The organism is bacterium, from assembly GCA_040755795.1.
GTDB lineage: Bacteria > UBA9089 > CG2-30-40-21 > CG2-30-40-21 > SBAY01 > JBFLXS01.
The window spans coordinates 1-11246 of record JBFLXS010000102.1; the positions used below are offsets into that span (position 1 = coordinate 1).

15 protein-coding genes are annotated in these 11246 nt (G+C 36.5%); 7 read left to right on the forward strand and 8 right to left on the reverse strand.

All coding sequences use genetic code 11. The features are described from left to right. The 3 genes from AB1414_08445 to AB1414_08455 all read left to right on the forward strand — a co-directional run. Nucleotides 1-76 (forward strand): GxxExxY protein (locus tag AB1414_08445; protein MEW6607467.1); only part of this gene is annotated, 76 nt, incomplete at its 5' end. A gap of 80 nt (nucleotides 77-156) precedes the next feature. Continuing rightward, nucleotides 157-504, forward strand: coding sequence for a 30S ribosome-binding factor RbfA (gene rbfA, locus AB1414_08450; protein MEW6607468.1), 348 nt, complete (start codon nucleotides 157-159; stop codon nucleotides 502-504). A gap of 7 nt (nucleotides 505-511) precedes the next feature. Beyond that, the gene (locus AB1414_08455; protein ID MEW6607469.1) at nucleotides 512-1483 is read left to right on the forward strand and encodes a bifunctional oligoribonuclease/PAP phosphatase NrnA; all 972 of its coding nucleotides are present in this window, start codon (nucleotides 512-514) and stop codon (nucleotides 1481-1483) included. A 246-nt stretch (nucleotides 1484-1729) separates the two neighbouring features. Here AB1414_08455 and AB1414_08460 read toward each other — a convergent pair whose 3' ends face one another. After that, nucleotides 1730-2155 carry an NYN domain-containing protein gene (locus AB1414_08460; protein ID MEW6607470.1) on the reverse strand — a complete coding sequence of 142 codons (426 nt, stop codon included), beginning with the start codon at nucleotides 2153-2155 and terminating at the stop codon, nucleotides 1730-1732. Then, nucleotides 2152-3174, reverse strand: a complete 1023-nt coding sequence (locus AB1414_08465; protein ID MEW6607471.1) for a tetratricopeptide repeat protein — start codon at nucleotides 3172-3174, stop codon at nucleotides 2152-2154. Before AB1414_08465 ends, AB1414_08460 begins: the two co-directional genes overlap by 4 nt. Nucleotides 3175-3382: 208 nt before the next feature. On the opposite strand from AB1414_08465, the gene AB1414_08470 reads away from it, so the two are divergent. The 3 genes from AB1414_08470 to AB1414_08480 all read left to right on the forward strand — a co-directional run bounded on the left by AB1414_08470 (nucleotide 3383) and on the right by AB1414_08480 (nucleotide 5163). Beyond that, nucleotides 3383-4096: an acylneuraminate cytidylyltransferase family protein gene (locus AB1414_08470; GenBank protein ID MEW6607472.1), complete on the forward strand. Its 714-nt coding sequence runs from the start codon at nucleotides 3383-3385 to the stop codon at nucleotides 4094-4096. A 274-nt stretch (nucleotides 4097-4370) separates the two neighbouring features. Beyond that, nucleotides 4371-4649 (forward strand): hypothetical protein, encoded by a 279-nt coding sequence (locus AB1414_08475; GenBank protein ID MEW6607473.1) that lies wholly within the window; start codon nucleotides 4371-4373, stop codon nucleotides 4647-4649. 1 nt (nucleotide 4650) lies between these two features. Next, nucleotides 4651-5163: a DUF3368 domain-containing protein gene (locus tag AB1414_08480; protein ID MEW6607474.1), complete on the forward strand. Its 513-nt coding sequence runs from the start codon at nucleotides 4651-4653 to the stop codon at nucleotides 5161-5163. Nucleotides 5164-5234: 71 nt separating this feature from the next. Here AB1414_08480 and AB1414_08485 read toward each other — a convergent pair whose 3' ends face one another. The 6 genes from AB1414_08485 to leuC all read right to left on the reverse strand — a co-directional run bounded on the left by AB1414_08485 (nucleotide 5235) and on the right by leuC (nucleotide 9642). After that, nucleotides 5235-6182 (reverse strand): NAD-dependent epimerase/dehydratase family protein, encoded by a 948-nt coding sequence (locus AB1414_08485; GenBank protein MEW6607475.1) that lies wholly within the window; start codon nucleotides 6180-6182, stop codon nucleotides 5235-5237. 101 nt (nucleotides 6183-6283) lie between these two features. Continuing rightward, a complete protein-coding gene (locus tag AB1414_08490; GenBank protein MEW6607476.1) occupies nucleotides 6284-6442 on the reverse strand; it encodes a hypothetical protein in 159 nt (52 codons plus the stop codon). Nucleotides 6443-6724: 282 nt separating this feature from the next. Further along, a complete protein-coding gene (locus AB1414_08495) occupies nucleotides 6725-7219 on the reverse strand; it encodes a 3-isopropylmalate dehydratase small subunit (GenBank protein MEW6607477.1) in 495 nt (164 codons plus the stop codon). A gap of 48 nt (nucleotides 7220-7267) precedes the next feature. After that, a complete protein-coding gene (locus AB1414_08500; protein ID MEW6607478.1) occupies nucleotides 7268-7684 on the reverse strand; it encodes a response regulator in 417 nt (138 codons plus the stop codon). A 353-nt stretch (nucleotides 7685-8037) separates the two neighbouring features. Then, nucleotides 8038-8355, reverse strand: a complete 318-nt coding sequence (locus AB1414_08505) for a hypothetical protein (GenBank protein ID MEW6607479.1) — start codon at nucleotides 8353-8355, stop codon at nucleotides 8038-8040. Between the two features lie 30 nt (nucleotides 8356-8385). Then, entirely contained in the window at nucleotides 8386-9642 is a 1257-nt protein-coding gene (leuC, locus tag AB1414_08510) for a 3-isopropylmalate dehydratase large subunit (protein MEW6607480.1), read from the reverse strand. 223 nt (nucleotides 9643-9865) lie between these two features. Between leuC and AB1414_08515 the strand changes: the two genes are divergently transcribed. Then, nucleotides 9866-11053 (forward strand): ABC transporter permease, encoded by a 1188-nt coding sequence (locus tag AB1414_08515; protein ID MEW6607481.1) that lies wholly within the window; start codon nucleotides 9866-9868, stop codon nucleotides 11051-11053. Nucleotides 11054-11246 lie beyond the last annotated feature (193 nt).

The window sequence follows — 11246 nt, forward strand, 5'->3', positions numbered from 1 at the left end:
TAAATTAGGATTGCTTATAAATTTCAATGTATTAAGACTCAAGGAAGGAATTAAAAGGGTGGTGAACAACCTATAATCTTTGCGTTCTTTGCGGTTAAAAAAGGATAAGCCACTTAATCTTAAAAAAACTTGAATATCGAGTATAAGGAAATACACATGGAAAGTTTTCGAACAGCAAAAGTTGGGGCTTTAATTAAAGAAGAAATTAGTGATATAATTACCCGGAAAATAAAAGACCCACGCATTGGATTTGTAACAATCACGGATGTTGAAGTATCAAAAGACCTTCAGGTAGCAAAGGTATTTGTGAGTATCTATGGTGATGATGAGTCGAAAAGGAACACATTAGAAGGATTAACAAATGCCCGTAGATTTATTCATAATGAATTACGAAAACGGATGAGGATTAAATTTATCCCGGAGATTATCTTTAAAATTGATACCTCGATTGAATATGGAATGCACATCAATGAGTTACTACAAGAACTAAAAGAGAAAGGATAAAGGTAAAATGGAGCTACTCTCTTCCATTGTGAATGTCTTGCAAAAAGAGGATAATTTCCTTATTACTGCTCATATCCATCCAGAAGGAGATTCGATTGGAAGCCAATTAGCCACAGCCATCCTGCTTCAAAAATTAGGCAAGAGGGTAACGATTATTAACGAAGACCCACCACCGGAAAATTATCATTTCCTGCCAGAATGTGACAAGATTCTTATTTACACCCCAGAGTATGAGAGATATAAATTTGATGTGGGAATAGTCTTAGATTGTAATCAATTTGAGCGGGTAGGTAAGGTTGCGGGTCTAATTAAACATGTCCCGCTCATTATCAATATCGACCATCATCCCGATTCCCCGGGCATAGGTGATTATAATTATATTAATACAACCGCCAGTGCTTGTGCTGAACAAATCTATCAGGTCATTAAAGCAATGGATTTTAAATTAGATTATAATTTAGCCCTACCTTTGTATGTGGGCATTATGACTGATACGGGTAGCTTTAAACAGGTAAATACTACGCCTACTTCACATAAAATAGTTGCGGAATTGTTAAACTGTGGAATTGACCCTAATGAAGTTGCCTCTCAAATATATGAGGCGAACACCGCGAGTTCTGTTAAGTTATTAGGTAAGATCTTAGATAGTTTAAAAACAAACCTGGATGGGAAAATAATTATAGCTCACATTACACAAAAAATGCTTAAGGAAACAGACCCAGCCAGTGAAATCGAACCAGAACGAATAATAGACCAACTCAGGTCAATTAAGGGGGTAGAAGTAATTCTACTTTTTAGAGATTTAGGACATGATAGGATTAAGGTAAATTTGCGGTCAAAGAGTGCCTTTAGTGTAAGTGAGATTGCTAAGATTTTTAGTGGTGGTGGACACATGCGGGCGGCTGGTTGTGTCATTGAAGGCTCATTATCTGATGTAGAAAAAAAGGTGGTAGAAGAGGTAACAAAAAGATTAGCGTAATACGTCAGTTATTTGGGGGAATGAACATTAACCTGCGGAGGACAAAGCAATGAAAATAGTAGGCAAGTAGGTAGTAGGGAAGTATGAAAGGGATAAAGGATGTGCACGGTATTTCTCTGCTGGGGGCAATGTCTCCCCCTTTCCTACTTTCCTACTCTCCTACTTCCTACTTTCAGGAGAATCCCCCATTTCACTGACCCATTACAGATTAGCGGGCTAACTGTTCTTTGTGGAGAAAGTTCACACTCACAAATAGCCTTTTATCTCTAATTTTACCGCATTAATTCTTTCTTCTAATTTTTGTGGAGAGATGGTCAAGCAATCCATCCCAAAAATCATCCTCTCAAGTGCTGTATCTCGAGTGGCAACGAAAATAGTTTTACCTTCGCCCCGCTCGTTATAAACCAATCTTTCAATTAAGGAATCAGCGGTTTGCTTTCGTTTAGAAAAGATAACCTCTACTCCAAACTGGCTACTTTTAGTTATTAATTTCTTATCCGTCTTGTATCCATCAAAAACAACAATTACTCTATCACCCGTAAAGGCTTGATATTCGGCGAGGATTTCAATCAACTTATTTCTTGTGTATTCAAAACCACTTCTTTTTAATTCCTTTTTTAAATCAGCCCATTGCTTAATAATATTATATCCATCAATAATTAATATATTCATTCCTTTGTATTTGTGTGGTTGTTTATTAAAGTCTCCTGGGCAAAATCACTCGTTAGCAATTCAGTTTCAATTATCTGGTTTTTAGGGTCAATCTCAAGGTCTAATTCAGGGAGTGTGATTTCTTTCCGTTTAGCCTCTGAAAACAGGACAAAGAAGACTAACATCGCTAATAAAGGAATAGTTGACATAAATCCTACTCCAGATATTTTATTGAAGATAAACAAGATAAAAATCTCTAAAAGAACAACCGCAGTAATTCCAATAATAAGATATGTTGTCCAGGGGGTAGTTTTAGGCTTTAAAATCTCGGCTATTTTTTCTAATTCTTTAAGGTTATGATAAGCGCGGGCGTAGGCGTGGTCTAATGTAATCGCTTGCTCAAATTTTGCTTTTGCCTCATCAATCATTTTTAATTTAACCAGGGTAATGCCCAGATTGTTATGGACATTTGACATTTGAAAATCAATCTCCAATGCCTGTTTATATTCTTTCTTAGCCTTTTCATAAGATTCTAATTCCAGATATAAATTTCCCAGATTGATATATGCCTCTTTTAAATTTGGGTTTAGTCTTTTAGCCTCAAGATATTCAATTTCTGCCTCATGATACCGTTTGAGGTCGGCTAATAATTTACCAAGATTAAGATGTGCTATAGCTAAAGAGGGTGATGACTGGGGTAATTTTTTGATTGCATCCCCAAATTCATTTTCTGCCTCCGCATATTTTCCCAGTTTAATTAATATAATGCCCATGTTATTTTGAGCTAACCCGAGTTTAGGGGCTAATTCTATTGCCTTTTTATAGGCATTTTCAGCCTCAATAAGTCTATTCATTTTTCCCAGGATAATTCCGTAATTATAGTGGGCAATGACCAGCTCTGGATTTATTCGGATAGCCCTTCTAAATTCTTTTTCTGCTTCATCATAGGCCTCTTCCTTAGCCAATGAAATCCCGATATTAATGTGTGTTAGGGGATTAATTTCTTCCTCCCCTTGAGTTAATAATACCTCATTTTCCATTTTTATTTACCTCTGCCATTTTAAATTATCATATCATATCGATAACCTTCTGTCAACTAAAAAAATTAGTCGGGTCTGTGATTCAGACAGTAGACTATGGACATCAGACCTCAAACTTTAGTTAATTAGTATTCATTCGTAAAATTCGTGTCATTCGTGGTAAAAAAAATTTCTTGACTTACAAAAATGTTGATGTTATAATGATTTTATGGATAAGAAGTTCGTAGGACTTATTCCAGCCAGAGGGGGGTCTAAAAATATCCCTTTGAAAAACATAAAACCACTTCAAGGCATTCCTTTGATTGCCTACACCATTGAAGAGGCATTGAAATCAAAATATTTAGATAGAATAATTGTCTCAACAGATGATGACCAGATTGCAAAGATTTCTAAAGAATACGGGGCTGAGGTGCCATTCTTAAGACCAGCAGAATTAGCCACTGATACCGCACCAACCTTACCTGTAATTCAACATGCCTTGAGGTATCTTGAGTCTGAAGGATATATCTCGGATTTTGTCGTTTTGTTACAGCCAACCTCGCCATTACGCCCGGTAAAATACATTGATGCGGCAATTGAGAAAATTCTGGAGACAGATGCAGATTCGGTTATTACCATTACCGAGTCGGAGATTCATCCGTACTGGATGTGTAAATTAGAGGGGGATAAAGTATCTCCGTTCATCAAGACCAATAGTTCATTAAGAAGGCAGGATTTACCTGTTATTTACAGGCTAAATGGTGCGGTAGTTGTCAGTAAAACAGAGGTAATATTAAGTGGTAAATCTTATCAAGAGCAAGATGTTCGCGCCATCATTATGGAGTCTATTTATTCAATTGATATTGATACTCCATTAGATTTCTACCTGGCAGAAAGGTTAATGGAATTAAAAAATACTGATTCCTTCACTTTGTTGATTTAAAATATTCCACTGTTTTTTTAACCTGCTTTTCCTTCCAACTCTCAACACACCAATCAGGATAAGTGTGTCCCAAATTTATTGGCTAAAGGTGAATTCTACTCGTTTTTGTCTCATCGAAGTTTTTTGATTTTTTGGGTGATTAGCCCAAAATTGTTATTGACATAGGGTAAAATTTGTGGTAACATATCCTCATAATGAGCAAAAGTGGAGGTAATATCCAAAATGCCCAAAAAGCAAATTCCTATCAGTAAATGTCCCAAATGGAGGTATGTTAATGAAAACATTAACTTTGGAAATGCCTGATACACTGGCAGAAGAGATAAAGACTGCAGATAGCAGGTATATTTGTGAATTGATTAATTTAGGGATAAGATATCTAAAGATGGAAAATGCCCTATTATTATTGAAAAATGGGAATGTTTCTATTGGTTATGCGGCTAAAACAGCAGGTGTATCTGAGGATGAAATATCTACTCTTGCGTATGCCAGGGGTCTTACGCCTATCTTTAGCAAAGAAACTTTAAAAGAAGAACTTGGAATACCAGGAGACTAAAGTGGAAGTAATATCAAATTCTGGCCCGTTAATGGCATTGGGTAAATTAAATCTGCTTTACTTATTAAAACGATTGTATGGTAAAGTAATTATTGCGGATAGTGTTTATAAAGAATCTGTAACTATGGGGAAACTAAAAGGCTCTCAGGATGCCTTGACAATTGAGTTGTTTTTACACCAAAACAAATGGAATCCTTTAAAAATCCAGATTGACGAAATCAACTCAGAAATTCGCTACTCAAAATTAGATGATGGAGAAATAGAAAGTATCCATCTGGCAATGAGTTTCCCTAATAGTCTGCTATTACTTGACGATGAAAAGGCAAGAGAATCTGCTCGTAAAAAAGGGTTGAAAGTAAAAGGGACAGTCGGTGTTTTAGTCGAAGCATACCAAAAAGGTATAATTAATCTTGAGGAATTAGAATTCTTCTTAAATGAAATCTCTAAAAGAAAAGATATCTGGATAAGTGAGGAACTATGTCAGGAAATTATGAGAGAATTAAAAAATAGGTAACCGTTCAGGTATAGCTAAAAAGATATTATGTTTACCCCCACTATCCCATCAGTCCAATATTTCCCCTCTCTCTAATTTGAGAAAGAGGATTTGAAATATTCTACTGTTTTTTTAATACCCTCTTCAAGCCTAACTTTTGGTTGCCAGCCAAGTATTGTTTTTGCCTTTGTTCCATCAATGCAACTACGGGGTGTTTCCCCTTTTTTGGGTGGGGCATGAACTTCTTCGACATTAGCCTTCATTACTTCGACTATCATCTGGAACAATTCATTAACCGAGGTTTCCAATCCACAACCTATGTTAAATATCCCTGTTGTTTGTGAGTTCATAGCTAAAATATTTGCCTCAACGACATCATCAACATAAGTATAATCCCTTGTTTGTTTGCCATCACCATTTATTATCGGTTGTTGGTTGAGTAATATTTTATTTATAAAAATTGCGACTACTCCCGCCTCACCCCAGGGGTCTTGCCCTGGTCCATAAATGTTTGCATACCGTAAGATGATATAATTAAGATTATGTACTGCCCAATAATAATAGAGGTAATATTCAATAGTGAGTTTATTTATTCCATAAGGTGAAATTGGTAGGAGGGGATGCGTTTCTGGTGCAGGATAAAGACTTTGTTCGCCATAGACCGTGCCGCCAGATGAGGCAAAGATAAATTTTTTAATATTATATTTTGTAGATAACTGAAGAAGATTTAAACTCCCAAGCACATTCACCCTAGCATCAAATATAGGGTCATCGACTGATTTCCGCACATCTATCTGTGCCGCATGGTGGTTAACAATATCTATTTGTTCGTCTTTGAATATCTGTTCAATCTCTGGGTCTTGAATATCTAACTTATAGAATTTTGCCGCCGGGTTAATATTTTTTTCTTTACCTGTGAATAAGTTATCGATGATAATGACTTTGTGTCCATCATCAATTAATCTATCTACAAGGTTTGAGCCAATAAATCCTGCCCCCCTGTCACTAATATTTTCAATGCTCTTTCCTCCATCGCTGATACGAACTGTTCAGGTGGTAATTTACCGCAGAGACGCAGAGGAACAGAGAGGAAAATATCTTTTTTTTCGTTTTTTTCGCGTTTTTCGGTGTTTAAAAAGGCTTAAAAACAGTTAGTCGAAAGGTAACCGTTCAGGCTATATATCAAAAGTGTAAGAAAGGGGATAAGGAGATAAGAGTGATATGGAGATAAGATAATAGAAATAGATTGAAATTTATAGAAATAGGTAGAAATTGATTGTGGAAAACAACAAATTTCCATAAATTTCTATTAGTTTCTATTAATTTCAATTTTTTTAATAATATCTCCCTATCTCCACATCTCCTTTTGTTACACCACCTGAACGTTTACGTCGAAAGTAAGTATTAAAAGATTAATAAACAACGAAAGACCCGAAATGGACAAAAAAAGGAAATTTCTGTCTCTGGTGAATAGATTTTAATTTTTTCTCTGCGTCTCTGTGTCTCTGCGGTGAACAGTTACGCTGATACAAAATCCCAAAAACTCACCTTTTTCAAAATGGTAAAAACTCAATTTGCCTTTTCACCTTTTCAGTTTCTTTTTTACATATTCCATTAGCCCGCCGCAATCAATGAGGTATTGCATAAATTCCGGGAAAGGGGTAGTGGGATATTCTTCCTGGCGGGATAAATTCTTTATCTTACCGCTTTTTGGTTCTATTTCTAATACATCACCTTGTTTAATTTTGTCTATCTGGTCACATTCAAAGATTGGCAAGCCAATATTGATGGCATTGCGGTAGAATATTCGGGCAAAGGATTTAGCAATTACACACGCCACACCACTTGCTTTAATGGCAATCGGTGCATGTTCTCTTGATGAGCCACAACCAAAGTTTTTATCCGCAACAATAATATCCCCTTTTTCTACACCACTGACAAACCCCTTATCAATTCCTTCCATGCAGTGTTTAGCCAGTTCTTGTGGCGATGTTGTATCAAGATAAACAGCAGGAATAATCTCATCGGTATTAACATCAGCCCTGAATTTCTTAAATACTTTACCGGTTATCTTCATCTTATTTTCCTCTTTACAGAAGTTAGATATCTTACTATCACTCCTCTGTTAAATAAATATCATACATAAATGTGTTCCGTCATCCAAACATATTATTTTATTTATCTTTTCTATTAATTCTGGATAATTAAAGGGTTTAGTGATATAATCTACCGCACCTGATTCATAACCTCTTTTAATATCTTCTGGTCTTGACCTGACCGTTACGAAGATAATTGGTATATTTTTAGTCTTTTCAATCCTTTTAAGTCTTTCACAGACTTCATATCCCGATAGTCCTGGCATCATTATATCTAATAAAATGAGGTGAGGAGTATGTTTTGAGGCGACTTTTATCCCTTCTTTGCCATTGTAAGCACGAAGGACTTCAAAATTTTTCATGTCTAAAAATCTGCTTAAAACCTCCACAAATGATGTATTGTCGTCAATCACAGCAATCTTCTTTTTTCCTTTATCTTTATCCATTTTTTCATTTCCCCCCTTAAATGTTTGGTGATTGGTAACTGGTAATTAGTTGCCCTTTAATCATACAAAACTTTTCTAAATCTATCCTCATCTATTCTCTCTTTTAGTTCCCACTCATCTTTACAACAAACTTTTGCACGAAAATATCTATAACTTTCTCAATAAACATATCGCTCCTATGGAGCTAATTTGATGTTGAGACGATAAAGCTATAAACATCTCGCCCTTACAGGGTTGAATATATTTTCTAAACTCCGTTAGGAGTGATATATTTGTAGACTATGATAATCCTTAAAGAATTCAGCTCCGTAGGAGCTTAATCTTTAAGTTCTTTAATTTTAATATTTTAAATATTATTTGTGTTTATTCGTAGATTTATACATTAAATTTCCTGCAAAAGCTTGTTTACAAGACGCCACAGTTTTAACATAAGGTAAATGGTGAAACCGATTAGGACTTCTGGTATAAATCTCTATCTCTCTCATATACTCATCGCAATATTCTACAATTTCTTCAATCATATCCTCAATAGCAGATTGAGAAGTTGAACTTTCCGTGACCAAATCAAGTTCTGGACAATAAACACAAAAACCATCTTCTTCCTTTATGAGTAGAAGAGATAAACTTTTTTCTTTAATAATTATTTTCGGTCTGTCCATTAGTTTTTCCATTTCATACCTCTTTTTTAATTTCGTGAAGTTCTAAGTTTCATCAGGTGAGGTAATTTTACCACGAATTGCCGAGGCGGCGGCGATGGCAGGGTTGGTTAAATATACCTCACTTTCTTTATGTCCCATTCTACCGACAAAATTGCGGTTAGTTGTGGCAAGACACCGTTCGCCTGATGCGAGTATCCCCATATATCCGCCAAGACAGGGACCGCAAGTTGGTGTGCTGACCACACCTCCTGCCTCGATAAATATCTCAATTAAGCCTTCTTTTAAAGATTGGAGGTAAATTTGTTGTGTCCCGGGGATAATAATTAATCGAACATCTTTATGAATCTTTTTGCCCTTCAGGATTTGCCCTGCTATTCGTAAATCTTCTATTCGACCATTAGTGCAAGAACCTATGACTACCTGCGTTATCTCTATGTTCCCTACCGCACTGATAGGTCTGGTATTAGAAGGTAAATGAGGAAAGGCGACTTGTGGTTCGAGTTGGCGACAATCATATTCTCTAATCTCTTTATATTCTGCATCCGTATCACTTTTATAAATTTTAAATTTTCGTTTAGCGCGTGGTTTAACATATTCAAGGGTAATTTCGTCTGGTTCTATAATTCCACATTTAGCCCCGGCCTCAATAGCCATATTAGCCATCGTCAATCTGCTATCCATAGGCAAATTAGAAATCACCTCACCGGCAAATTCCATTGCCATATTATTTGCCCCATCTACACCGATGTCGCCAATCGTGTGAAGTATTAAATCTTTGCCGCTCACCCAGGGGTTTAAATTTCCATAATATATAAATTTAATTGTTTGAGGGACTTTGAGCCAGATTTCACCTGTGGCAAAAACCGCGGCTAAATCAGTGCTTCCAACACCGGTTGAAAAAGCTCCTAAAGCACCATAGGTGCAGGTATGGGAATCGGCACCAATAATGACATCTCCGGGGAGAACTAATCCTTGTTCCGGGAGCAGGGCATGTTCAATCCCCATTTTCCCAACATCAAAGAAGTTTTTTACTTGATATTTTTTGGCAAATTGACGCACAAATTTACATTGTTGGGCAGAATTTACATCCTTATTTGGGACAAAATGGTCAAGAACCAAAACTACCTTCTCCGGGTCAAATAAAGAATTAATGCCCAATTTTTCAAATTCAACTATGGCTAAAGGCGCGGTGATGTCATTCCCCAGACAGACATCTACCTTTGCCTCAATCAAATCTGCACCGCAGACCTCTTTATTTACATGCGCACCTAATATCTTCTCAACAATAGTTTTCCCCATAAATTTATTATATCATAAAAATATAATTGTGTCAATAGAATTTTGAAACACGGAATTTTGAATATTGACCCAAAATCCTTTTGACATAATGGAGTAGATATGATATAATCTAATTGTAGGAGAAACGACCATGCCGACAACTCGGCACATAGGAGGATGAAAATAGTGGGGAGATAAGCGTGAGCAGTGATGTTCTCTTTACTTTCTACTTTCAGGAGAAACCTTGTTCGTAGATTATATTTTGTCTTCATTAAAGAGTTTAAAACAATACAAACTGCGTTCCTTTTTAACGATTTTAGGGGTTACTATTGGTGTCTTTTCGATTGTGGCGATTATCACCATTGGTGAGGAAGGGAAAAGGCTGATTATTCGTGAAATTACTGGTTCTGGAACTAATCTCGTCGTTGCCCATAATGACCAGATGATGGAAACTCGGGTGGATAAATTTGCCTATCTGACTGAAACTCAACTTGAAACAATGAAAAGGGACATCCCGGGAATTGCTGATTTAGCCCCCCAGTATTTTTTATCAACTCCAATGAAGGTTCGGGGTGAAAATAAACTGATTACGGTGATTGGTGTGCCAGCTAACTGGTTTGAGGTGCGAGGATTAGACCTGATTATAAAAGGTAGAAAATTCACCGATAATGAGGTTAAATCATCAGAAAAGGTCTGCGTCATCGGTCATCAACTCTTTAATTCACTTTTTGGAAAGCAAAAAAAATTGGGACAAGAGATAAATATAGAAGGGACATATTTCAAGGTCATTGGGTTAATGGGTTTTAAGTTAAAGATGGGACCAATGGACCCTAACAATGCCTTACTTTTACCATCTTCTTGTGTGAAACGGTTACTTGGTGCACAAGAAATATATCTGGTATTCTTTAAAGCCAGGAATGGAGTGAGTGTCTCTGGACTCAAAGAGCGAGTAGAAAACTATCTGTTTAAAACCTTTTCTAATAGAAAGGTCTGGGAAGTTGTTACCATGGATGAAATGATTGAAATGCTCTCTACGATAACGAATATCATTTCTATTGTGATTAGTAGTATTGCGGCTATTTCTTTGTTAGTTGGAGGAATTGGGATTATGAATATTATGTTAGTAGCAGTGCGAGAGCGGACGCGTGAAATTGGTATCAGAAAGGCGGTTGGTGCCACTAAAAAAGATATACTCTGGCAGTTTTTGATTGAAAGCCTGATACTCTGTCTTACCGGCGGAATAATCGGGATTGGTGCGGCAATAGGCGTGATTCTATTAATAGCAAAGATGATGAATTTAGATATCTTTCTCTCATTTTGGGCGATTATGCTTGGTTTTTCTTTTTCCTGTCTGGTCGGGATATTTTTTGGTGTCTATCCCGCACATCTGGCGGCTAAACTTAATCCTGTTGAGGCACTTCGATATGAGTAATGCACATTTGGTAACTATTCACCACGAAGGGTACGGAGAGCACGAAGTGAAATTTGATGAATTATCGTAACCGTTCAGGTGGTAATTTACCGCAGAGACGCAGAGGAACAGAGAAGATATGGAAATAAATCAGATAACAGAAAAGATTATTGGTGCAGCCATTGAAATACATAGGACCTGCTTGCCGAATGTT

Excerpts from the sequence above, each read along its gene's own strand:
- rbfA (MEW6607468.1), top strand. The coding sequence starts at position 157 with ATGGAAAGTTTTCGAACAGCAAAAGTTGGGGCTTTAATTAAAGAAGAA.
- AB1414_08455 (MEW6607469.1), top strand. The coding sequence starts at position 512 with ATGGAGCTACTCTCTTCCATTGTGAATGTCTTGCAAAAAGAGGATAAT.
- AB1414_08460 (MEW6607470.1), bottom strand. The coding sequence starts at position 2,155 with ATGAATATATTAATTATTGATGGATATAATATTATTAAGCAATGGGCT.
- AB1414_08465 (MEW6607471.1), bottom strand. The coding sequence starts at position 3,174 with ATGGAAAATGAGGTATTATTAACTCAAGGGGAGGAAGAAATTAATCCC.
- AB1414_08470 (MEW6607472.1), top strand. The coding sequence starts at position 3,383 with ATGGATAAGAAGTTCGTAGGACTTATTCCAGCCAGAGGGGGGTCTAAA.
- AB1414_08475 (MEW6607473.1), top strand. The coding sequence starts at position 4,371 with ATGAAAACATTAACTTTGGAAATGCCTGATACACTGGCAGAAGAGATA.
- AB1414_08490 (MEW6607476.1), bottom strand. The coding sequence starts at position 6,442 with ATGGAAATTTGTTGTTTTCCACAATCAATTTCTACCTATTTCTATAAA.
- AB1414_08495 (MEW6607477.1), bottom strand. The coding sequence starts at position 7,219 with ATGAAGATAACCGGTAAAGTATTTAAGAAATTCAGGGCTGATGTTAAT.
- AB1414_08500 (MEW6607478.1), bottom strand. The coding sequence starts at position 7,684 with ATGGATAAAGATAAAGGAAAAAAGAAGATTGCTGTGATTGACGACAAT.
- AB1414_08505 (MEW6607479.1), bottom strand. The coding sequence starts at position 8,355 with ATGGAAAAACTAATGGACAGACCGAAAATAATTATTAAAGAAAAAAGT.
- leuC (MEW6607480.1), bottom strand. The coding sequence starts at position 9,642 with ATGGGGAAAACTATTGTTGAGAAGATATTAGGTGCGCATGTAAATAAA.